Here is a 23,576-nt window from a genome sequence, read left to right as displayed (position 1 = left end):
GGCCTGCTCACCCCGGAGGACTTCACCGCCGTCCCCTTCTTCACCGCCGCCGCGCTGATCGCCGCCCCCCTGTCCTCGCTGCGCACCACCGTCGTCACCGGCCTCGCGGCCCTCGCCGCGATCAGCGCCGTGCACGTCGAAGCGCGCGTCGATGCGTCGGTGGCCACCGTCACCGACCTCGTCACCGTGGCCACGGTCGCCCTGCCGGCGGTCGCCATCAACCGGGTGGTGCGCCGCGGCGACCGGCGGCTCGCCTCCGCCCGGGAGATCGCCGAGGCCGCCCAGCGCGCGGTCCTGCCGGAGCCGGCCGCGCGGATCGCGGGCCTGGAGATCGCCGCCCGGTACGAGGCGGCCCGGAAGGACGCGTTCATCGGCGGCGACCTGTACGCGGTGCAGGACAGCCCGCACGGGGTCCGGCTGGTCGTGGGGGACGTGCGCGGCAAGGGCATGGGCGCGGTCGCCGTCGTGGCCGTGGTGATCGGGGCGTTCCGGGAGGCCGCCGAGCAGGAGCCCACCCTGGAGGCGGTGGCGCAGAGGCTGGAGCGGGCGCTGGCGCGCGAGGGTGCCCGGCGGGACGGCATCGACGCGTTCGAGGGGTTCACCACCGCCGTCCTCGCCGAACTCCCGCACGACGACGGGGTGGTGCGGATCGTCAACCGGGGCCATCCGCCGCCGCTGTTGCTGCACGCCGGCGGCGGACTGCGCACCCTGGCCGCGCCCGAGGCCGCGCCGCCGCTCGGCATGGGCGATCTGGGCCGGTGGCCCGACCGCGCCCTGGAGGCCGAACTCCCGCACGGAGCCACCCTGTTGCTGTACACCGACGGCCTGTCCGAGGCGCGGGACGCCCGCGGCCGGTTCTACGACCCCGAACGGCGGCTCGCCGGACGCACCTTCGCCGGTCCCGGCGCGCTGCTCGGCCGGCTCGCCGAGGAGGTGCGCCGGCACTCCGGCGGCGGCATGACGGACGACATGGCGCTGCTCGCCGTACGGCGTTCGTGATCGACGTCACCCACCGTGTCCGGATGGGAGCCCTCCGCATAACATCTGAGACACCATCAAAACTGCTGTGACTCCTGTGCTGTGACCAACTCGCCCGATTTGCAGGGGTCCTGGCGGGTAAGTCCACGGCCGAAAACGTTAATGATCAAGCTGAACGGCTTGGAAACCACCTGCCGGGTCTATTAACGTTCGATAACGCAGCGCGGTCGTCCCAGCCGTCACCCGAGGCGGCTCCGTGCGCACGCGCCGAATCCCGCAAGGGAACCGGGGAACCACCACCCTGGGGTGAATCACGCGGATGCCGCCATGGGCCAGCCGGTCCACGACCGGTATACGCGCGTAGGAGACCTTCCCGCTCCGAACCCGTCAGCTAACCCGGTAGGCGGCGGAAGGAAAGGAGTACGCCTCCGTGCCGTCCAACCGGCCCGCCCCCGAAGCCCCCTTCGTGCCGGCCCAGCGCGAGTCCGAGCCCTTCGTCTACGGGTCCTTCCCCGCGGACGAGGGTCCCTGGGAGGAGTGGAACCCCACCGAGGACTCCGTCGGCCCGGTCCGCGGCCGGCACCGGGTCGCCAAGCAGCGCGGCGGCTTCGCACGCAGCTCCACCGTCCTCGGCGTCGGTGTGATCGCCGCGGTCGGCGCGGGCGGCATGGCCAGCGCCAACACCGGCAAGCCGCCGGTCTCCATCTCCCTGCCGGACCTGAACTCCGTCGAGCACCTGTTCGGCGACGACGCCTCCGGCGCGCACCACGCCACCACCACCGCACTCAGCGACGTCGGCCGGACCGCCCCCGAGAGCGACAAGAGCACCGGCGCCGGCGAGGCCCTGCGCAACCGGATCATGGCCCAGGCCGAGCAGCAGCAGGGCCAGGCCGACAGCAAGGCCACCGCCGCCGCGCTCGCCGCCGACGAGCAGCAGACCGCCGACGCGGCCGCCAAGGCGGAGAAGGAGGCCGCCGCCAAGGCGGCCGAGGCCAAGAAGCAGGCCGAGGCCGAGGCCAAGAAGGCGGCCGAGGCCAAGCGCCTCGCCGCGCTGGCCAAGGAGTACACCCTGCCGGTCGTCTCGTACACGATCACCGGTACCTTCGGCCAGCCCGGAGCCATGTGGTCCTCCGGCTACCACACCGGCCTCGACTTCGCCGCGCCCACCGGCACCCTCATCAAGGCGATCCACAGCGGCACGGTCACCCAGGCCGGCTGGGCCGGCTCCTACGGCTACCGCACGGTGCTCACCCTGGACGACGGCACCGAGCTGTGGTTCTGCCACCAGTCCTCGATCAACGTCACGGTCGGCCAGAAGGTCTCCACCGGCGAGGTCATCGGCCGGGTCGGCGCCACCGGCAACGTCACCGGGCCCCACCTGCACCTGGAGGTCCACCCCAACGGCCAGGCCACCGCCGTCGACCCGGCGCCGTGGCTGCGCGAGAAGGGCCTCACCCCCTGACTCCGCCCTCCGGGCGATCCCGGCGCCGGCGACGGAATGAGATCATCCGTCGCCAGCGTTGGCACAAAGCATGACTTCTCTGCGCAAACTCGGCTCCTCCGACCTCGAGGTCTTCCCGCTCTCCCTGGGCGGCAACGTCTTCGGCTGGACCGCCGACGAGGAGACCTCCTTCGCCGTCCTGGACGCCTACGCGGCCGCCGGCGGCAACTTCATCGACACGGCCGACTCCTACTCCGCCTGGATCGAGGGCAACAAGGGCGGCGAGTCCGAGACGATCATCGGCAAGTGGGTCAAGGCCCGCGGCAACCGGGCCGACGTCGTCATCGCCACCAAGGTCAGCCAGCACCCGGAGTACCGGGGGCTGTCCGCGGCCACCATCAGGGCCGCCGCCGACGCCTCCCTGCGCCGCCTCGGCACCGACTACATCGACCTCTACTACACCCACTTCGACCAGCCGGAGGTGCCGGTCGAGGAGATCATCGGCGCCCTGGACGAGCTGGTGAGGGCCGGCAAGGTCCGGCACATCGCCGCCTCCAACATCGGCGCCGAGCGACTGAGGGAGTCCCTGGACTTCTCCGCCCGCGAGGGTCTCGCCCGCTACGTCGCCCTCCAGCCCCACTACAACCTGGTCTCCCGCGCCACCTACGAGGGCCCGCTGCAGGACCTCGTCGCCCGCGAGGGGCTGTCCGCCGTCCCGTACTTCGCCCTCGCCTCGGGCTTCCTGACCGGCAAGTACCGCCCCGGTACGACGGTCGACAGCGCCCGCGCCGGCCGGGTTGCCGAGTACGCGGGCTCCGAGCGTGGCCAGAAGGTCCTCGCCGCCCTCGACGAGGTCGCCGCCGCCCACGACGCCCCGGTCGCCGCCGTCGCCCTCGCCTGGCTCGCCGCCCAGCCGACGATCGCCGCCCCGATCGCCTCGGCACGGACGGTGGAGCAGCTGCCGGACCTGCTGGGCGTGGCGGAGCTGAGGCTCACGGACGCCGAGGTGCAAAAGCTCACGGACGCGTCGGCGTAACCCCTCCCGCGCCGCCGTGCCGCGGCGGCGCGGGACCCGCAGGCCCTAGGTCCGGTACGGGTTGTACGCGGGGTACGGCACCGGCGGGCACCCGTACGGCGCGTACGGCGCCCAGTACGCGGGGGCGGGGGCGCAGACCCGGGCCGCGTACTCCAGGGCCGGCCGGGCCGGCTCCCTGTGCTGCCACAGCTCCTGAAGCAGCTCCCGCTCCCGCACCGGGAAGTCGGCCCCGGCCCGCCCCCGACCCGCCCGCCGCCGCAGCAGGGCCAGCGCGGTCGCGTGCGCCTCGTACTGCGCCACCGCGCGCGCCGCGGGCCGTCCGGCATGGTGCCGCGCAAAGTCCTTGGCCACCCGCCGGGCCCGCATCGAGCCGAGCGCGAACGGCTCGCCCGGTCCCAGCCATCCGGCGGCCACATACACCGGCAGCTCCTCCCGTACGGTCCGCAGCTCCCGCTGGCGCGTCCAGATCGCGAGCCAGGTCAGCAGCCCGAACGCGGGCACCATGAATGCGCCGTAGACGGCGAAGAACCCGTACTCGCCGAAGGTGGACGAGCCGTTCCAGAAGGCGTGCATGCCCATCGCGAGCAGCAGCCCGCCGACCGGCACCAGCACCCGCCGGGCGTGCTGCCGCTCCGCGGACAGCGCGGCGATGCCGAAGCCGATGCCGGTGAGGGTGGTGAACAGGGGGTGCGCGAACGGTGACATCACGATGCGCACGAAGAAGGTGGCGGCGGTGACGGAGACGATGCCGTGGCCGCCGGTGAGCCGATCGGTGCCGAAGGCCGTGCCGAGATAGAGGATGTTCTCGGTGAACGCGAACCCGGTGGCGGTGATCCCCGCTATCACGACCCCGTCCACGATCCCGGTGAAGTCGCGTCTGCGGAAGAGGAAGACCAGCAGCACGGCCAGGGACTTGGCCGACTCCTCGACGATCGGCGCTATCAGGGTCGCGCCCAGGGTGTTGGCGCCGGCCGGGTCCGCGGTCGAGCCGGCTATCCACTTCACGGCGAAGCTGTTGGCGACGATGGCGATCAGCGCCGCCGCGCACGCGCCCCAGGCGAAGGCGAAGGCCAGGTTGCGCCACGGGCCGGGCGCCACCCGGTCCAGCCACCGGAAGGCGGCGATCAGCCAGGGCACCGGCAGCACGGCCAGCGCGATCCCCACCAGGAACCCCTCCGTGCCGGTCTGCCGCCGCACCAGCGCCAGGATGACCAGCCCGGACAGCGCCAGCAGCGTGATCAGCGCCCCGTACCGCACCCACCGGCGCTGCCACCAGTGCGGATGGCGGAGCACGCCCGCGCCGGGGCTCGGGGGATACGTCGGGTACAGGGGACTGGTGGCCACGGCATCGACCCTAACGGTGACGGGACGAGGGGCTGGAGCGGTTTGCCGGTGCTGGTCGTCAGCGGCTACGTCGGTGCGGTACGCGCCGGAACAGCAGATCGTTCACCACATGACCCTTGTCCAGTCCCTGCCCCTCGAAACGGGTGAGCGGCCGGAACTCGGGGCGGGGCGCGAAACCGCCGTCCGCCTGCGTGTTCTCGAAGTCGGGATGCGCGCCGAGCACCTCCAGCATCTGCTCGGCGTACGGCTCCCAGTCGGTCGCGCAGTGCACGATCGCACCGGGCTTCAGCCGGCTCGCGGCGAGCGTGAGGAACTCGGGCTGGATGAGCCGCCGCTTGTGGTGCCGCTTCTTGGGCCAGGGATCCGGGAAGTACACGCGCAGCCCGTCGAGGGAGTCGGGCCGCAGCATCTCCCGGAGCAGGATGATCGCGTCGCCGTTTCCCACCCGGACGTTGGTCAGCCCCCTGCGGTCGGCGAGGTTGAGCAGATTGCCCTGGCCCGGGGTGTGCACGTCGACGGCGAGGATGTTGGTTCCGGGGTCGGCGGCGGCCATCTGCGCGGTGGCCTCCCCCATGCCGAACCCGATCTCCAGCACCACGGGGTTGGTGTTCCCGAACAGCTCGGCGGGATCGACGATCCGCCGGCCGTCGATGTCGAGCCCCCACGTGGGCCACAGCCGCTGAAGGGCGTCGGCCTGCCCGGCCGTCACCCGGCTGCGCCGCGGCTGGAAGCTCCGGATCCGCCGCTCGAAGTGCGACCCGGCGGGATCGGCCTTGGGCCCGTCCGGGAACCGGGGCTCACCCTTGGCCCGGGTGTGCCGGACCGGCCCGCCGGGCGCGGGCGGCGCGGCGGGGAGGACTTCGGGGGCATTCAGAGAATCAGACACAGTAAGCCCAATTTTACGGACCCTGTGACGGTGCGAGGGCCTACAGCGAACCGAGCATCGACAGCACCCGGCGCCCGACCTCCCGCCCGATCGGCAAGGACGCGGTCGCGGCCGGAGACGGCGCGTTCAGCACGTGCACGGCCCGGGGCCCCTCCCGGATGAGGAAGTCGTCCACCAGCGTCCCGTCGCGCAGCACCGCCTGCGCACGCACCCCGGCAGGGGCCGGCACCAGGTCCCCGGACTCCGCCGCGGGCAGCAGCCTTTGCACCGCCCGAAGGAACGCCGCCTTGGACACCGAGCGGCGCAGCTCGCCCGCGCCGTACCGCCAGTGGCGCCGCGCTATCGCCCAGGATCCCGGCCACGCCACCGTCGCGGCCAGCTCCCGGGGGCGTACGACCCCCCAGTCGTACCCCTCCCGGGCCAGCGCCGGCACCGCGTTCGGGCCGATGTGCACGCCGCCGTCGATGCCCCGGGTCAGATGGACGCCGAGGAAGGGGAACGCCGGATCCGGCACCGGGTACACCAGCCCCCGCACCAGCTCGGGCCGCGCCAGCTCGTAGTACTCGCCGCGGAACGGCACGATCCGCACCTCGGGCTCGTCACCGGTCAGCCGGGCGACCTCGTCGCAGTAGAGCCCGGCGCAGTTCACCAGCACCCGGCCGCGGACCACGTCCCCGCCGGCGGTGAGCACGGCCACACCCCGCTCCGGCCGCCGGTCGACGCGCACCACCCGCGCGCCGTACCGGATCTCGGCGCCCGAGCCCCGCGCGAGCTGCCGGGCGACTCCCACGAAGTCGCACACGCCCGTGGTTCCGACGTGGATCGCGGCCAGGCCGCGCACCTCCGGCTCGTACTCCGCGATCTGCGCGACGCCCAGTTCCCGCACCGGGATGCCGTTCTCCCGGCCGCGCTGCACGAGCGCGTGCAGCCGCGGCAGCTCCTCCCGCTCGGTGGCGACGATCAGCTTGCCGGTGACGGCGTGCGCGATGCCGTACTCGGCGCAGAACTTCACCATCTCCGCGGCGCCCCGCACCGCGTACCGCGCCTTGAGCGAGTCGGGGCGGTAGTAGATCCCGCTGTGGATCACCCCGCTGTTGCGCCCCGTCTGGTGCCGGGCCGGGGCCGGCTCCTTCTCCAGCACGGTCACCCGCGTACCCGGCGCCGCCCGCGTGATCGCATACGCCGTCGACAGCCCGACGATCCCCCCGCCGATCACCAGCACGTCGCAGTCGTACGCACCGTCCCGCACCTGCACCACCTCCCACCTCGATAGTGCACTGCGCCACTGACATCGACTTCAAACGCGGCCGGTGTGCGGCGTTCACGACCCGGGCGGGAGCCGCCGGATTCAGGCCGGAGCCATCAGCAGCGGCCGGGCCCGCTCCCGCAGCTCCACGACCCGCGGCTCGTCCCCGTACGGCTCCAGCCGGTGCAGCAGGTCCTTCACGTACTCCGTGGTGCGCGCAGACGAGATCCGCCCGGCCACCTCCACGGCCCGCACCCCCTGCTCGCAGGCGGCGTCCAGGTTGCCCGACTCCAGCTCGGCGACGGCCGAGACGACCAGCCGCAGTCCGTGCGACCGCACGAACTCCTCCGTCGGCTTCGACAGCGCCTGCTCGGTGAACCGCCGGACCTGCCGCGGCGCCTTCAGATCGCGATAGCACTCGGCGGCGTCCGCGGCGAACCGGTCGTAGCCGTAGAAACCGAGCCACGAGGGGTCGTTGTCCCCTTCCCGGGACCGCTCCAGCCAGCCCTCGGCGGCCTTCAGGGCGGTGCCCGCCGCCTGCGCGTCTCCCGCACGCGCGTGGGCGCGCGCCTCGACCAGCCGGAAGAAGCTCATGGTGCGGGCGGTCGCCAGACCCCGGTTGCGCTCCAGGGCGGCCTGGGCGAGGTCGACTCCCTCGTCGCCGAACCCGCGGTACGTCGCCTGCAGCGACATGGAGGCGAGCACGTACCCGCCGAGCGGTACGTCGGCCGCCGCCCGCGCGAGTCTGAGGGCCTGGATGTAGTACCGCTGCGCGGCCTCCTGCTGGCCGGTGTCGAAGGCCATCCACCCGGCGAGCCGGGTGAGTTCGGCGGCGGCGCCGAACAGGGCGCGGCCGACCTCGTCGGAGTAGGAACCGAGCAGCAGCGGAGCCGCCTCCACGCGCAGGCACTCCGGCACCATCGACGAACGCCAGTCGCCGCCTCCGTACTTGGAGTCCCAGCGCCTGGCGTCCTCGGCGGCCTCGCGCAGCTTCCGCACGTCGCTGTGGCCGACTTTGAGCGGTGCGCCGGACCCCTCGGCGGAATTCGCCTCCCGCGCGACCGAGCTGTCGGCGGGGGTTATCAGCCAGCGTGAAGCGGGCGTTGCGTATGCGCTCACTGCGAACGACCCGGCGAGGGACTGCCAGATGCCGCCGGAGCCGGCCCGGCGGCCGGCGAGGTCGAGGCGGTACAGCTCCGTCGCCGACTTCACCGCCTGTGCCACGTCTCTGGGGAAGGCGAGGCCCACTTCCGGCGCGGGATCCGCGTCCGCCAGGCCGATCTCGTGGAGCGGCACCGGGCGGCCGAGCTTCTGGCCGATGGCGGCCGCGATGAGGTGCGGCGCCGCACCCTGCGGCACCATCCCCTTCGACACCCAGCGCGCCACGGAGGTCTTGTCGTAGCGAAGCGTCAACCCGCGTTGTGCGCCGAGGTCGTTGACGCGTCGCGCAAGCCCTGCGTTGCTGATTCCCGCGAGGGCGAGAACGGCGCCGAGCTTTTCGTTCGGCCCGCGTTGCTCCCTGGACATGCGCCACCCCTCGACACAGACGGCCGCCGCACTGGCATAACCGCGCGGCATTCGTAAACCCAGCGTAGTTCGCCGCATCCCAAGCGTTAAGGGGCATTGTTCCGGATGGCGGGATTGTGGTCCGTACGGGAGTGCGGTCCTGTACGCACCGTGCACGACCTGTCGCGTCGTGCCCCCGCACGTGTGGCCGTGCGCCCGTCCGTGCGCTCTTCTCCGGCCAACGGGGGAGCGGTTCCATGACTCTTGCGTGGGTCGGCCCGCTGTACTGGATCCAGTGGGCTGGGGGACACCGCCACCTTCATCCCCGCGGGTGGCGGACCGGTCCGGGAGGCGAAGTCCGCCTCCCGGACCGTGCGCACGTCCGCGCCGCCACGCGCGTGACGGGCCTGTACGGAGCGTGCTCAGATGACGCTCCGCTCTTCTTATTTGGCCGAAAATCGACCCCCTGGTGGGCAGTGGATTTCCGCTCCTACCACGCACGTTGAGGGCGCGAACGGCGTTTTGGGGGAGCATTTCGGGGGCGCATTCGCGTCGCACGCTTCCCGCCCCGCCCCTGCTCGCGCCCGCCGCCGCCGCGTCAACTTCCCTTGCCGCCCCACGATCAAAGGCGGTGTCAGGGCCCCTCCACAGCACGTCCTTCGTGGCAGCATGGGGAACCGGTTCGTGCGGTGCACTGGTTGTCCACAGCGTGTGGAGGCGTCGATGCGGTGGTTGGTGGGTTGGAGCAGCACCGCCGCGGGCGCCGCCCGGATCGGCTCCGCCGGCGCCGTGGGATACGACGGCGAAACCCTGCACCCGGTCGGCTCCCAACTCCTTTGGGGCGACCCGGACCCGCTGTGGGCCGTCGGCGACTGGCGCCCGGACGAGGTGCGCGTGGTGAAGGCCGACGCGCAGAACCGGATCGCCGTCCTCGGCATCTGCGGCGCCTCCGACGACGAGCTGCGCCGCGGCCTGTTCACCGCGCGCGGGGGCGCACTGCGTCACCTGACGAGCTGGCCCGGCAGCTACACGGCCGTCGTCCAGGTGGGACGGCGCATCACCGTCTGCGGCGATCTGGCGGGCGCCCGCCCCGTGTTCCACACCCCCTGGGCGGGCGGCACGGCCTACGCCACCGCCGCGCTGCCCCTCGCCGACCTCATCGAGGCCAACCTCGACTTCGCCCACCTGGCCGCCGTGCTCGCCGCCCCCGACGTCCCGGCGGCCCTGCGGGACACCACCCCCTACGAGGGCGTACGGCGCATTCCGCCGGGGCACGCGCTCGTCCTGCGTGCCGGCGTCCGGGAGATCGTCGGGTACGAGCCGGTCGCCTCCCTGGCCGTGGCCGCGCCCCCGGCCGACCCCGACCGCGCCGTGGACGCCGTGCGCGACGCCCTTGTGGAGGCGGTCCGCACCCGGCTGTCGGCCCCCCGGCACGTGCCGGACCTCGATCCCGGGCCCGTGCCCGGAATGGGCCCCGCCGAGCGGCGCGCCCGGCGCGGGATGCCCGTGCCCGGCATCGGTGCCGACCTGTCCGGCGGACCGGCCTCCGGCACCCTCGCGCTGCTGGCCGCCGGGCTGCCCGGCAGACCCGGCACCCTCCTGGGCCACGGCACGGGCGCGGGCGAGCGGCTCCTCGCCGTCACCTTCAACGACCTCGCCGTGGGCGGCCGCGAGGCCGAGCTCGAACGCGCCGGCACCCTCGCCGCCAACCCCCGCCTGCACCACGTGGTGGTCGCGGGCGGCGAGGAGACCCTCCCCTACGCCGACCTCGACGGCCCCCTCACCGACGAACCCGGACCCTCCCTGGTCCTTGCCGCCCGGCACCGCGCGCGGTTCGCCGCCGGCAGCGCCGACCACTTCACCGGCCACGGCGCGCGTCAGGTCCTGGACGCCCACCCGGCCCGCCTCGCCGACCTGCTGATGGACCGCCGGCGCCGCCATCTGGTCCGCCCGGTCGCCGCCCTCGCACGGGCCGACGGCTCCGTGATGGTCCCCGCGCGCGTGTACGGCGCGGCCCGGCGGCACGCCCGCACCCCCTACCGGGCGGGCCTGGAGGCGCTGGCCGAGCGTCTGATGCGGCGCCGCTTCGACGAGCCCAAGGGGGCCGTCGGCGCGTCCCTGGCCGCGCTGACCTGGGCCGGGCCCGGGCCCGCCGCCGGCTGGCTGACCGGCGAGGCACTGGCTGAAGTATCGGTTCTGCTGCAGGGTGCGGCGGACCGTTCCGGAACCGCTGCCCAGCGCCCCGGCGACCACCGCGCGCGTGCCGCACTCGCCCGGTACGCCGCCGATTTCCGGGTCCTGGAACAGGCCGCCGAGATCCGCTCCCAGCGGCTGCACGCGCCCTTCCTCGACAACCAGGTCGTCCGCGCCTGCCGCGACCTGCCCGAGGCGCTGCGCGTCCAGCCCGGCGCCCGGGCCGCCATCCTCCGCGCGGTCCTGGAGGGCGCCGGCGTCAACGACCTCCCGCCCGGCTGGGGCGCCCCCTCCCACGCCTCCTCCGCGGCCGCCGCACGCACGGGCCTGCGCGTGGCGGCCGACTCCCTCGTCGACCTCTTCGTCAGCCCGCTGCTGGCCGACGCGGGCCTGGTGGAGGCCCGGGTGCTGCGCAGCGCCGTCCGCTCCGCCGCGGCCGGCGACCCCCTCCCCCTGGACGGCCTCGCCGACCTCGTCTCCCTCGAACTCTGGCTCCGCCGGCTGCTGTCGCGCCGGGGCACCTGCTGGACGGGCACCCCGGCCCCGTCCCGGGCGGTGCCCTCCGGGATCCAGCCGAGGAAGGGGGCGTTGGCCTCCGGCGCCTGAAGACGGAAGGGCGCCGCGGCGCCCCACGACCGAGGACGCCGATCGGGCTCCGCCGTGGAAACCGCCGTGCCCCATCGGCGCCCCACGACCGAGGACGCCGATCGGGCTCCGCCGGCGAAACCGCCGTGCCCCCTCCTGCATCCCCCCGCGACAATGACCAGGTGCGGTACAGAATCCTGGGCGTGGCCATGGCAGCAGACGACCGTGGCGCCCCCCTGCCCATCGGCGGACCGCGCCTGCGCACCCTCCTCACCGCCCTCGCCCTCCGCCCCGGCCGCACCGCCACCCCCGAAGCCCTCATCGACGAGATCTGGGCGGACGACCCGCCCCAGGACGCCCACGCCGCCCTCCAGGCGCTCGTCGGCCGGCTGCGCCGCACCCTCGGCAGGGACACCGTCGCCTCCACCCCCGGCGGCTACCGCCTCGAAGCGACCGAGGACGACGTCGACCTGTACGTCTTCGAACGCCTCACCCACACCGGCACCAAGGCCCTCACCGACGGCGACCCGGCCACCGCCGACCGCACGCTCACCGAGGCCCTCGCCCTGTGGCACGGCCCCGCCCTCGCCGACCTCCCCGACCGCACCGCGGCCACCCGCCCTGAGGCGCTGCGCCTGGAGGCCACCCGCGCCCGCGCCGCCGCGGCCCTCGATCTCGGCCGCGCCCGGGACGTCGTACCGGAGCTGCGGGAGCTGACTGCGGCCCACCCGTACGACGAGCCGCTGCACGCCCTCCTCATCCGCGCCCTGCGCGACACCGGCCGCCCCGCCGACGCCCTCGCCGCCTACGAGTCCGCCCGCCGCACCCTCGCCGACACCCTCGGCACCGACCCGGGCCCGGAACTCAGGGCCCTGCACGCCGCGTTGCTGGCGCAGCGGAAACCGGAGCAGGTGAAGGCGCCGGCCCCCGCCCAGCCGCCCGAGCGGCGGGGCAACCTGCGCCCCCGCCTGACGTCCTTCGTCGGGCGGGAACCGGAACTCGAGGCCGTTCGTTCCGACCTGCACAGGGCCCGCCTGGTCACCCTCACCGGACCGGGCGGCTCGGGCAAGACCCGCCTCGCCGAAGAGGCCGCCGCGGCCCTCGCCCCGGCCTGGATGGTCGAACTGGCCCCGCTCGACCATCCGGAGGCGGTGCCCGGCGCGGTGGTCAGCGCGCTCGGTCTGCGCGAGACCATGCTGCTGGGCACCGACCTGGCGACCCTGCAGGCCGACCCCACGGCCCTGCTGATCGAGTACTGCGCCCCGCGCGGCCAACTCCTGATCCTCGACAACTGCGAGCACGTCATCGGCGCGGCCGCCGCCCTCGCCGAGACCCTCCTCACCCACTGCCCCGGGCTCACGATCCTCGCGACCAGCCGTGAACCCCTCGGCGTCCCCGGCGAGTCGGTGCGCCCGGTCGAGCCCCTCGTCCCGGAGCAGGCGCACCGCCTGTTCGTGGAGCGCGCCAGGGCCGTCCGCCCCGACGCCGACGTGGTGCTCCGCGACACCGCGGCCGTGGCGGAGATCTGCCGCCGCCTGGACGGGCTGCCGCTCGCCATCGAACTCGCGGCGGCCCGGCTGCGGCTGCTGGCCCCGCGGCAGATCGCGGACCGGCTCGACGACCGCTTCCGCCTGCTCACCTCCGGCAGCCGCACGGTCCTGCCCCGCCAGCAGACCCTGCGCGCGGTCGTCGACTGGTCCTGGGAACTGCTGGACGAGCGGGAGCGCACGGTGCTGCGCGAGGTGTCGGTCTTCGCCGGCGGCTGGGACCTCGCGGCGGCCGAGGCCGTGTGCACCGGCCCGGCGGCGGACCTGGTCGGCGCGCTGGTCGACAAGTCCCTCGTGGTCGCCGCCCCGGACGGCCCCGAGGGCTCGGGCGGCATGCGCTACCGCATGCTGGAGACCATCCACGAGTACGCCGCCGAGCGCGCGGCCGAGGTTCCCGAGCTGCGCGCCGCCGCCGAGCGACGGCATCGCGCGTGGGTGCGCGAACTGGTCGAGGAGGCCGAGCCGCGCCTGCGCTCCGCGGACCAGCTGCCCTGGATCGCCCGCCTGGAGGCCGACCTGGACAACATCCGCGCGGCGCTGGACCGTGCCGTGCGCGCCGGTGACGAGGCGGAGGCGGGCGCCATCGTGGTGGCCATGGGCTGGTTCTGGTGGCTGCGCAACTACCGGCAGGAGGCGGTGACCTGGGTACGACTGGTCCTGCGGCTGGGCGTGGCCCTGGACGCCCTGGCCGCCGGGGACAGCGACGCCGACCTCGCGGCGCTCACCGCGTCGGCCGACCCGGTCGGGGCCTTCCTCGCCGCTCCCGACGGCGAGGCGGGGCATCCGTTGCGGGAGCTGCGCATGGACCTGCGGATGCTCGACCTGTTCCTGACCTCCGAGTTGAGCACCGAGAACCTCGCCGCCGACGACCGGGCCACCGAGTACCTCGCGCGCGTGCGGTCGGTCTACGAGCGGGGTGGCCCGCAGGCCGCCCGGCTCCCGGGCATCGTCTGGCCGCTGACCGCCTACTACCTCGGCGGTCCCGCCGACGTCGGCCCCGACCTGTCCGCCGCGGTCGCCAACTGCCGGAGGTACGGAGGCGACTGGGAGGTCGGCGTCTCACTGATGTACCGCACCCATGTGATCGTCGACTCCCCGGGCAATCTGCGCGGTGTGGACGAGGACCTGGCGGAGCTGCGGATGCTCAGCCGGCGGGTCGGGGACCGCTGGATGCGGGCGCAGGTGTGCAGCGCGGCCGGTGAGACGGCCATGGTGCGGGGCCGGTTCGACGAGGCGCGCGGCGAGTACGAGGAGGCGCTGCGGCTCGCCTACGAGGTGGGCGCCTACGCGGAGTCCCCGTTCCTGATGGCCCGGCTCGCCGAGATCGGCTACCGCTCCGGCGACCGGGACGCCGCCCTGGCCGTCCTGGACGAGGCGGAGCGGGCCGCGGACCGGTACGGGGCGGCGGAGTCCCGTGCCTTCGTGCTGGTGATGCGGGCCCACATCGCCCTGCACGACGGGCAGACGGCCCGGGCCCGCGAACTGTACGAGGAGACCTGCGCGGTGGCCCGGGGTGGCGCCCCGCCGCCGCAGTTCACGGCGATCCTGCGGACGATCGAGGCGCTGCTGGTCGCCCAGGAGTCGGGCCCGCGGCACGGCCTGCCCATCGTGGCCGAGGCGCTGCGCCGGGCGGCGGAGCAGCGGTGCGCCGAGTCGATCACCGGCGGGATCGTGGACATCGCGGCCGGCCTGCTGGGCAGGCTGGGCGACCTGCCGCGCGCGGTCCGGCTGTACGAGGCCTCGGACCGCTGGCGCGAGGGCCTCCGGCGGTCGGAACCGGAGCGCAGCGAGGCCGCCGAGGTACTCGCCGCCGCCCGCGCGACCCTGTCGCACGACCGCTTCGAGGCCGAGCGCACCAGGGGCGCGGCCTACGGCGTGGCGGAGGTCCTGGAGGACTTGGCGGAAGCCATGGCGTGAGGGGCTGCCGGTACGGGGTCGGCCGGTACGGGGCGGCCGGTACGAGGGCGTGGGGCTGGGGGCGACTGGCACGGAGGCGACCGGCACGAGGGCGTGGGGCTGGGGGCGACTGGCACGGAGGCGACCGGCACGAGGGCGTGGGGCTGGGGGCGACCGGCACCGGGACGACCGGCGCGGAGGCGGCCGGCACAGGGACAGCCGCCGTCGAAGGACGCCTCGCAGGACGCCGGGCCCCTACCGGCAGGTGAACCGGGAGTGCGCCCAGTCCGCCGCCGCGACCCGGTCGAGGCCGTCGCCGCGCGATGTCACCACAAGCCGTACGGTCCTGCGCCCGGTGAGGTCCACATGGACGGGCACCGCCCGGTCCCGGCCCCCGACCGTGCCGGACTGCCACAGCCGCACCCCGTCGCCGTAGACGGAGAAGGCGACCTTGCCGAGGCCGAGGGGCATGTCGTCCACGCCGGCCAGTGCGTCGTAGGCGGTGCACTGCCGGTTGAGGGCGACGGTGACGGACGAGTCGCCGTGGACGGTCGCCCCGCGCGCGTACTGCTTGCCGCTGATCGACATGCCGTAGCGCCGCCACACCCAGCTGCTCTCGCCCAGCACGATCTCCGGCCGGGTGCCGTCGCCGTCGACGTCGTAGCGCAGGCCGCTCAGCTCGTAGACCAGCGGAGCGGGCGGCGAAGGGTGCGTCGGGGCAGGTGTGGGCGTCGGCCTGGGGCCGGGTTCCGGGACCGCCGTGGGCGTCGGCCTCGGAACGGGCGCAGGAGTCGGCGTGGGTGTTGGGGCCGTTGTGGGTGCCGGGGTCGGGGTGGGGGTCGGCTCGGGGGCGGGCACCACCGGCTCCGGCGCCGGTTTCCGCTTCGGCGGTGGGGGACTCGGGGTTTGGGGCCGCACCAGCGGGGCGGACGGCGACGGCCCGGCGGTCTGTCTTGTGGGGTGGCCGTCGTCGACCAGGGCGAGTGCGACCGCGGCGGCGGCAACGGCGACGACACCGGCCGCGATGCCCGCCTTCACCGGGGCCACGAGCCCCTCCGCGGCAGCGGCACCGCCCGCGCCGCCGGACGATCCGCCCTCCGCCGCGGCGGCGCCCACGACCCCCGCCCCGGCGCTCGAGGCCACGATGCCGAGCGCCTTGGCGTATCCGGCGGCCCCGAACCATCCGACGACCGCGACCGGGACGACAGCGGGGATACCGCCCGCGACCTCCTCGATCTGTGCGGCGGCGAGCCGGCACCTGGCGCACTCCTCCAGGTGCTTGCGCAGGCCCCGCTCGGCGCGGAGGCGCAGCTTGCGGCGGGCCCAGGTGCCGAGCTGGTCGGCGTAGCGGGCGCACTCCTCGTCGGCGGCGAGGGCGGCGCTGACATGGGCCTGGAGGTAGGCCTGCTTCAGCCCCTCACGCGCGCGGCTGGCGAGCACGCGCGTGCCGTTGGCGTCCAGCCCGAACAGAACGGCCACCTCGCTCGGCGACTCGTCCTCCACCTCGGTGTGCCACAGCACGGCCTGCCAGCGCTCGGGCAGCGAGCGGAAGGCCCGCATGGCCATCGACTGCTCGGCCTCGTGCAGGGCCCGCACGTCGGCGCCCGGGTCCAGGGCGTCGCCGGGGACGCCCGGTCCCCGCGCGGCCTGCTGGGCGAACGAGGCGAAGTCGTCGACGAGTTGCTCGCGCCTGGCGGACCTCGTCCAGTGCGCGGCGACGCGCCGCACCGACGTCAGCAGATAGGCCCGCACGGCGTGCTCGGGGCCCGAACCGCCGCGCACCGCCTGCAGCATGCGGGCGAACACCTCGGCGGTGAGGTCGTCGGCGGTGTGCGCGTCGCGGCAGCAGGTGCGCGCGTACCGGCGCACGGCGGAGGCATGGCGCCGGTACAGCTCCTCGTACGCGCGGTCGTCGCCGCGCCGCATGCGCTCGATCAGTTCGCCGTCGCCCGGCGGCATCTCCCGCGGCGGCGGCGCCCCGCCCTCCCGCTGGGCCGGCACGCTCCTGCCCGCGGGCTCGCGCTCCGGCTCGGCCCGCCTGCCCTGGCTCGGCACGTGGGGCGAGTTCAGCCCGACGGTCTCCGCGTCGTCGTCACCGCGCGACTCCTCCCGCCCGTCACCGCTCATCGTGGACAGCCCCCGACCACCGGCCCAGCCCAACCCATCACCGGCTCAGCGTGCCACAGCGCCCAGGGCGCGAGGACCGCTCGGCCGCCCCGTCACCCGTCCGAGCGCACTCGTCGTGCACGGGCACCGCGCGCGCCGCACGGGTCCACCCGCACCACCCGTCCGCGACAGCCGCACGGGCGGTGCCGATGACGGACGGAACGCCGAAGCCCGGCGGCGCCGCAGTACTACGCGGGACGCGACCGCAGCCCCTCCAGCAGGATGTCCAGCAGCCGCGCGGACGCCGCCGCCTGCTGCGCCGCATCCGGCAGGGACGGCGCCGCCGTGGCGATCACCAGCAGCACGTCGGACACGGACACGTCCGTCCGCAGCTCACCCGCCGCCCGGGCCCGCTCCACCAGTTGCCCGACGACCTCGAGCAGCGCCCCGACCCCGGTGTCCTCGGCCGGCACCGCGGCCTCCTGGGCCACCAGCCGCAGCTCACCGGTCCCGGGCTGCACCCGCTGCTGCGGCACCCGGGCCTCGTCGGCGGACTCGGCCGCACCGGCGGAGCCCTGCGCGGAGCCGACCCTCAGCACCTGCGGCGGCAGCAGCCGCCCCGCCCCCGACGCCACGGATGTCCGCAGGAACCGCGACAGCGCCGACCAGGGCTCGTCCTCCTGCCCGAGCGCGGCCCGCGCCTGCTCGGTCAGCCGCGCCGTCTCCTCCTCGGCTATCCGCCGCACCAGCACGTCCTTGCTGGGGAAGCGCCGGTAGACGGTGCCGACGCCGACCCGCGCGCGCCGGGCCACGTCCTCCATCGGCGCGCCGTATCCCAGCTCGCCGAAGACCTCACGCGCCGCGCGCAGCACGTGCTCCAGATTGCGCTGTGCGTCCACCCGCAGCGGCGTCGTGCGCGGCCCGTCCGCGCGTCCGTTGCCCACCGCCGCGTTCACCGCGCCGCCGCTGGTCGCGACGGCGGCGGCAGATGACCAATGCGTGTCCTGAACATGCATGTGTTTCCCCCGGTAATGACGTCTCCCCCCGGAGACTTTCCCCGCCACTCAACCCGGAGTGTGCGGAAGAGGCACCGATCGCTACCGGGTCCGCGCCTCGCGGGACCCGTCCGGCCACATTCCCTCCACCCCGTCGACACACGAACATAGTTGAGAGGAAGTCAATTCAGAAGGGGCAGGTTCCGCACAGTGCGCCCCCCGATCGGAGTACGGGTCATGTACGTCCCGATTCCTCACCTTCACTCCCTCTCGCCCGCCCGTGCTGACCTGCCCCCTTTCGTCCGGCCCGGTCACCGCGACCGACCCGTGGCACACCCGGTCTCCGGTCACACAAATTGCCGGGGCTGTGGACAAACAACAGAGACCGGTGCGTCATGGGATGGTGAAGGAACGTGCGCGCATTCTCGTTGTCGGCGGCGGCTACGTCGGGATGTACACGGCCCTGCGCCTTCAGCGGAAGCTGAGGAGCGAGCTCGGGCGGGGTGAGATCGAGATCACCGTCGTCACCCCCGACCCCTACATGACGTACCAGCCGTTCCTTCCGGAAGCGGCCGCGGGCTGGATCTCCCCCCGCCATGTCGTCGTACCGCTGCGCCGCGTCCTGGACCACTGCCACCTCGTCATCGGCGAGGTGACCTCCATCGACCATGCGGCGCGCACCGCCACGGTCACCACGCCGGCCATCGAGGAGCGAGGCGGACCCGCCGAACTCCTCGGCTACGACGAACTCGTGCTGGCCCCCGGCTCCATCTCCCGCGCCCTGCCCATCCCGGGCCTCGCCGAGTACGGCATCGGCTTCAAGACCGTCGAGGAGGCCATCGGGCTGCGCAACCACGTCATCGAGCAGATGGACATCGCCTCCTCCACCCGCGACCCCGCCATCCGCGACGCCGCCCTCACCTTCGTCTTCGTCGGCGGCGGCTACGCGGGCGTCGAGGCGCTCGGCGAGCTGGAGGACATGGCCCGCTACGCCGCGCGCTACTACCACAACGTCCGTGCCGAGGACATGAAGTGGATCCTCGTGGAGGCCACCGACCGCATCCTGCCCGAGGTCGGCGCCGAGATGGGCCGCTACACCGTCACCCAGCTGCGCCGCCGCAACATCCAGGTGCTGCTCGAGACGCGCCTGGAGTCCTGCGCCGACCGGGTCGCGGTGCTCAGCGACGGCCAGCGCTTCCCGACCCGCACGGTCGTGTGGACCGCCGGCGTCAAACCGCACCCCCTGCTCGCCGCCACCGACCTGCCCCTCACCGGCCGCGGCCGCCTGAAGTGCACGGCCCAGCTGACCGTCGACGGCGCCGAACACGCCTGGGGCGCGGGCGACGCCGCCGCCGTACCGGACGTCACCGCCGCCGAACCCGGCACCGACACCGCCCCCAACGCCCAGCACGCCGTCCGCCAGGCCAGGGTCCTCGGCGACAACATCGTGCACGCCCTGCGCGGCGAACCGCTTCAGACGTACGTGCACGGGTACGTCGGCTCGGTCGCCTCCCTCGGCTTCCACAAGGGCGTCGCCCAGGTCTACGGGCGCAGGCTGAAGGGCTACCCTGCCTGGTTGATGCACCGCGTCTACCACCTCAGCAGGGTGCCCACCGTCAACCGCAAGGCCCGGGTCCTCGCGGAATGGACCCTCGCCGGGCTCTTCAAGCGGGAGATCGTCTCGCTCGGTTCGCTCGAACATCCGCGGGCGGAGTTCGAACTCGCGGCCGGTGGAAAGCCTCCTCACAGCCCCTCGGACGACCCGAAGGAGTCGTCCTGACCGGACAGAGGAACTACCGGGACCGCTCAGGCGTCTGACGGATGTCGCCGCGGCCCGCTCCCTGCCAGACTGCCCCACGTCCTCGGACGGGCCACCCGCCCGTCCTCAGCACCCACGAGGCTTCTTCCCAAGTGAACTTCACGCGCTGGAGCGCCCGGCTCCCCGGAACACAGCGCCGCGCCGCCGCGCGGACCGAGACCCCGGTCTCCCCGGACCGGCGGGGGGAAGGCTCCGTGCCCGCGGCCCGCGCCGGACAGCCGGCCGGCGGCACGTCCCCGGTGCCCGCCGTCGACGAACTACCCACGCGCGACGTCCTCGACCGCGTCCCGGCCCTCGTCGCCCTCGTCCACGGCCCCGACCACCGCCTCGCCTACGTCAACGACGCCTACACGGCGGCCTTCGGCACCCGCCCGGCGGGCGCGCCGGCGCGCGAGGCACTGCCGGAGCTCGCCGAACTGGGCCTGCTCCCGCTGCTGGACCAGGTGCTGCGCAGCGGCAAGCCCCGCACCCTGAAGTCCCGCAGGGCGGTGGACGGCCGCTCGTACACGTTCACCTGCACCCCCGTCGCCGAGGACGGCGACCGCGACGGCGGTGTGCTGGTCTTCGCCACCGACGTCACCGACCACGCGGAGGCCGCCGAACGCCTGCGCGCCAGCGAGCGTCGCCAGCGCGAGACCGCCGTCACCCTGCAGCGCTCCCTCCTCCCGCAGGAGCTGGAGCAGCCCGACGACCTGCGCATCGCCGCCACCTACCAGCCCGGCGGCACGGAGGCCGCGGTCGGCGGCGACTGGTACGACGTGATCACCCTCGGCGGCGGCCGCACCGCCCTGGTCATCGGCGACGTGATGGGCCGAGGCGTCCGCGCGGCGGCCGTCATGGGCCAGCTCCGCACGGCCGTCCGCGCGTACGCACGCCTCGACCTGCCCCCGCACGAGGTGCTTCAGCTCCTCGACGGGCTCGCCACCGAGATCGACGCCAACCAGATCGCCACCTGCGTCTACGCCGTCCACGACCCGAACGAGGGCCGCCTGGTGTACGCCTCCGCCGGCCACCTGCCGATCCTCGTCCGCGACGAGAACGGCACGGTCTCCCGCGCCGACGAGCCCACCGGCCCGCCGCTGGGCACCGGCGGCTGGATCCATTCCTCCGGCTCCATCGCCCTGGGCCCCGGCGCCACCGCCGTCCTCTACACCGACGGCCTGGTCGAGCGCCGCGACGAGGACCTGGACGAGGGCATCGCCGCCCTCGAAGGCGCCCTCGCCGGTGCCACCGGCACCCCCCAGGTCGTCTGCGACCGCCTGGTCCGCTCGGCCGGCGTCACCGCCGACCACGACGACGACGTGGCCGTCCTCGTCCTCCAGCACCCGGCTCGCACGGGCGCCGATGGCGACCTGTTCCGCAACGCGGCCCTGGAACTCCTCGGAGGAGTCGAAGCGGCCCCCCGCGCGCGGGCCTTCGCCTCCGGCGTGCTGACGAGCTGGCGCTTCCCGGCCGAGCTGCACGACCTCGGAGTGCTCGCGGCGAGCGAGCTGGTCGCCAACTCCCTCCAGCACGGCACCCCGCCCATGCGCCTGCGGCTCCGCCGCACCGACCGCCGGCTGATCGTCGAGGTCACCGACGGCGACGACCACCTTCCGCGCCGCCGCCGCGCGGAACCGGGCGACGAGACGGGCCGGGGCATCGCGATCGTCGCGACCATCGCCTCCAACTGGGGCTGCCGCAGGACGCCGGGGGGTGGCAAGGCGGTGTGGTGCGAGTTCGTGCTGCCGAGGAGGTAGCGCCGTGAGGACACCGGCCGGCGAGCAGCGCCGTGGAGTGCCCGGCACCGGCGCCGGGTTCCCTACGCCTCCGCGGTCACCGGCTCCGCAGCCGCACCACCCCGGGCGACCACGCGGGTCCCGCGGGCCGGCCAGGGCCGGTCCTGCACGTCCGTGAGCCGCCGCCCCAGCCGCAGCGCCAGCACGGTGATCCCCAGCGAGAACAGCAGGAAGGTCACGATGTACGGCCCGTGCGACGAGGCACCGAGCGGCCCGCCCACCGCCGGACCGACGGCGAGCGCCAGCTGCTTGACCAGTGCGAACGTCGAGTTGTACTGACCGGCCATGCCCTCCGGCGCCAGATCGGCGACCAGCGGCGCGACCGTCGGGGACAGCATCGCCTCGCCCAGCCCGAACAGCCCGTACGTCGACACGAAGGCGGCCGTGGCCGTCGCCTGACTGCCGTGGCCCAGCCCCGCGTACCCGGCGGCGAGCCACGCCACGGCCCAGATGAGACCCACCGCGGCGATGACCCGCGAACGCCGGCGCCGCTCCACGAACTTCAGCACGGCGAACTGGGCGACCACGATCACCAGCGTGTTCACGGCCAGGGCCGTGCCCAGCGTGGAGGTGGATATCCTGGCGGCCTCCAGACCGTACGCGCTCAGCCCCGAGTCGAACTGCCCGTAGCAGGCGAAGAACAGCACGAAGCCCAGCACGCACAGCTGCACCATGGCACGGTTGCCGAGCAGCTCCCTCCAGCCGCCCCGCGACGACGGGGCGGGGGCCTCCTCGACGTGCGGCGCGTGCGGCATCCGCACGGTCGCCATCACGCCGACCAGCGCCACGAATATCGCCGCCTCGATCGCGAACAGCAGCGTGAACGAGGACACGCGCGTGGTGTCGACGAGGTGGCCGCCGATGAGACCACCGATACCGAGCCCCAGGTTCTGCAGGAAGAACTGCATCGCGAACGCCCGCGACCGGGTGTCGGCCGACGAGCAGTCCACGATCATCGTCGCCAGCGCCGGCTGCATCACGGCCTGCCCGGCACCGAGCGCCGCCGCGGACAGCAGCACGCCCGCCGCGCTGCCCGTCAGGCCCAGGCTCAGCGCGCCGAGCGCGGCGGCGACCAGGGCGGCGAGCAGGACCGGCAGTGGGCCGCGCCGCACGATCGCCCGGCCGGCGAACGGCAGCACGATCAGCGCGGACACAGCGAAGACGGTGAGCAGCAGACCCGCCGTCATGGCTCCCAGACCCCGCACCTGCGCCACGTAGACGTACAGGTAGGGGACCGTGAAGCCCAGTCCGAACGCGCTGAGTGCATTGCCCACGTGGATCCGGCGCATCGCTGCGCCCATCGCCCTGGTCACGTTCACCTCTCTCACAAGTTAGGCCTGAAGACTTCAAGGCTAAAGTTTCGACCTAAACACTATACAGCGAAGGACTTCAATGCAAAGGCCCAGCGTGGGATACTGGGGTCATGGCCGACACAGCCCCCGACGTCACAGAGCCGACGCTCGAAGAGCAGATCGCCGCCTACCAGCGCGAGTTCCGGGACCTCGACCCCCAGGTCGAGAAGATCGTGTCGGCGCTGTCCAGGCTCAACCGGCGCATGAACGTCGCGTACGGCCGGCAGACCGCCGCCCTCGGCATCAGCAACGCCGAGTGGGAGGTCCTCAAGGCTCTGGTCCTCTCCGGAGCCCCCTACCGCCTGGGCCCCAGCGACCTCGCCAAGCGGCTCGGCCTCACCCCCGCCGCCATGACCCACCGGATCGACCGCATGGTCGCCGAGGGGCTGGTGACCCGGGAGCGCGACGAGACCAACCGCGTCCGCGTGATCGTCGAGCTGACTCCCGAGGGCCGCGAGAAGTGGCTGAAGGTCATGCGTCTGGCCACCGTGTTCGAGGAGGACCTCCTGCAGGACCTCACGCCGGCGGAGCGCGCGGTGCTCGGCGAAGTCCTGACCAGGCTGCTGCGCCGGGTGGAGCACGCCCAGCCGGACGCCGGCGGCCGCCTCAGCGACCTCGACTGAGGCCAAGTAAAAGATCTTGACAGGCGATGCTTGACACCCTTCTGCCTGATCCGTAGAGTTCTCCGGGTTGTCACGGAGCCGTCATGGCTCTCCGGCAGCACCTCAGCCGCGTTGAGCGGCCACCCTCACACCTCAGCACGATCTCCCGGCCGGGTTGATTTCGGCGTGCCCGAATTCAATTCGAATAGGGACTCGGCGGTCCGATTGGGAATCGCCGGACGGATCCGCTAAGGTTTGAGACGTCG

15 protein-coding genes and 1 riboswitch are annotated in these 23,576 nt (G+C 74.0%); of the genes, 8 read left to right on the top strand and 7 right to left on the bottom strand.

From position 1 onward, the window contains the following. The 3 genes from ACLU3S_RS24060 to ACLU3S_RS24050 all read left to right on the top strand — a co-directional run. The coding region (locus ACLU3S_RS24060) for a PP2C family protein-serine/threonine phosphatase (protein WP_413954024.1) at positions 1-999 on the top strand (999 nt) is incomplete at its 5' end. 234 nt (positions 1,000-1,233) lie between these two features. Further along, a riboswitch (cyclic di-AMP (ydaO/yuaA leader) is annotated at positions 1,234-1,401 on the top strand. Positions 1,402-1,408: 7 nt separating this feature from the next. After that, positions 1,409-2,440, top strand: a complete 1,032-nt coding sequence (locus tag ACLU3S_RS24055) for a M23 family metallopeptidase (protein WP_413954023.1) — start codon at positions 1,409-1,411, stop codon at positions 2,438-2,440. Positions 2,441-2,510: 70 nt separating this feature from the next. After that, complete coding sequence (locus ACLU3S_RS24050) at positions 2,511-3,455, top strand: aldo/keto reductase (protein WP_413954022.1); 945 nt, start codon at positions 2,511-2,513, stop codon at positions 3,453-3,455. A gap of 45 nt (positions 3,456-3,500) precedes the next feature. Here the strand turns inward: ACLU3S_RS24050 and ACLU3S_RS24045 are convergent, their stop codons facing one another. From ACLU3S_RS24045 to ACLU3S_RS24030, 4 genes are all read right to left on the bottom strand, one after another. Beyond that, a complete protein-coding gene (locus ACLU3S_RS24045) occupies positions 3,501-4,799 on the bottom strand; it encodes a PrsW family intramembrane metalloprotease (RefSeq protein WP_413954021.1) in 1,299 nt (432 codons plus the stop codon). Between the two features lie 58 nt (positions 4,800-4,857). After that, positions 4,858-5,685 carry a tRNA (guanosine(46)-N7)-methyltransferase TrmB gene (gene trmB, locus ACLU3S_RS24040; RefSeq protein ID WP_413954020.1) on the bottom strand — a complete coding sequence of 276 codons (828 nt, stop codon included), beginning with the start codon at positions 5,683-5,685 and terminating at the stop codon, positions 4,858-4,860. Positions 5,686-5,725: 40 nt separating this feature from the next. Then, the gene (lhgO, locus tag ACLU3S_RS24035; RefSeq protein ID WP_413954019.1) at positions 5,726-6,943 is read right to left on the bottom strand and encodes an L-2-hydroxyglutarate oxidase; all 1,218 of its coding nucleotides are present in this window, start codon (positions 6,941-6,943) and stop codon (positions 5,726-5,728) included. A gap of 90 nt (positions 6,944-7,033) precedes the next feature. After that, positions 7,034-8,458, bottom strand: a complete 1,425-nt coding sequence (locus tag ACLU3S_RS24030) for an MFS transporter (RefSeq protein WP_413954018.1) — start codon at positions 8,456-8,458, stop codon at positions 7,034-7,036. A 702-nt stretch (positions 8,459-9,160) separates the two neighbouring features. Between ACLU3S_RS24030 and ACLU3S_RS24025 the strand changes: the two genes are divergently transcribed. After that, on the top strand, positions 9,161-11,236 hold the full coding sequence (locus ACLU3S_RS24025; RefSeq protein ID WP_413954017.1) for an asparagine synthase-related protein: 2,076 nt from the start codon (positions 9,161-9,163) through the stop codon (positions 11,234-11,236). 161 nt (positions 11,237-11,397) lie between these two features. Next, positions 11,398-14,679: a BTAD domain-containing putative transcriptional regulator gene (locus ACLU3S_RS24020; protein ID WP_413954016.1), complete on the top strand. Its 3,282-nt coding sequence runs from the start codon at positions 11,398-11,400 to the stop codon at positions 14,677-14,679. Positions 14,680-14,913: 234 nt separating this feature from the next. On the opposite strand, the gene ACLU3S_RS24015 is transcribed toward ACLU3S_RS24020, so the two are convergent. Further along, positions 14,914-16,785 (bottom strand): sigma-70 family RNA polymerase sigma factor, encoded by a 1,872-nt coding sequence (locus ACLU3S_RS24015; protein ID WP_413954015.1) that lies wholly within the window; start codon positions 16,783-16,785, stop codon positions 14,914-14,916. Positions 16,786-17,012: 227 nt separating this feature from the next. Next, positions 17,013-17,780: a TetR/AcrR family transcriptional regulator gene (locus ACLU3S_RS24010; RefSeq protein WP_413954014.1), complete on the bottom strand. Its 768-nt coding sequence runs from the start codon at positions 17,778-17,780 to the stop codon at positions 17,013-17,015. Positions 17,781-18,159: 379 nt separating this feature from the next. Here ACLU3S_RS24010 and ACLU3S_RS24005 point away from each other — a divergent pair, with 379 nt between their 5' ends. Both ACLU3S_RS24005 and ACLU3S_RS24000 read left to right on the top strand, forming a co-directional pair. Then, a complete protein-coding gene (locus ACLU3S_RS24005; RefSeq protein ID WP_413954013.1) occupies positions 18,160-19,539 on the top strand; it encodes an NAD(P)/FAD-dependent oxidoreductase in 1,380 nt (459 codons plus the stop codon). Positions 19,540-19,670: 131 nt separating this feature from the next. Further along, positions 19,671-21,317: a SpoIIE family protein phosphatase gene (locus ACLU3S_RS24000; RefSeq protein ID WP_413954012.1), complete on the top strand. Its 1,647-nt coding sequence runs from the start codon at positions 19,671-19,673 to the stop codon at positions 21,315-21,317. Positions 21,318-21,379: 62 nt separating this feature from the next. Here ACLU3S_RS24000 and ACLU3S_RS23995 read toward each other — a convergent pair whose 3' ends face one another. Then, a complete protein-coding gene (locus tag ACLU3S_RS23995) occupies positions 21,380-22,645 on the bottom strand; it encodes an MFS transporter (RefSeq protein ID WP_413954025.1) in 1,266 nt (421 codons plus the stop codon). Between the two features lie 134 nt (positions 22,646-22,779). Between ACLU3S_RS23995 and ACLU3S_RS23990 the strand changes: the two genes are divergently transcribed. Next, entirely contained in the window at positions 22,780-23,331 is a 552-nt protein-coding gene (locus ACLU3S_RS23990; protein ID WP_413954011.1) for a MarR family winged helix-turn-helix transcriptional regulator, read from the top strand. Positions 23,332-23,576: the final 245 nt, after the last annotated feature.

Source organism: Streptomyces sp. AF1A (genome assembly GCF_047340315.1).
Classification (GTDB): Bacteria; Actinomycetota; Actinomycetes; order Streptomycetales; family Streptomycetaceae; genus Streptomyces.
This window is presented reverse-complemented; position numbering and strand designations above follow the sequence as displayed.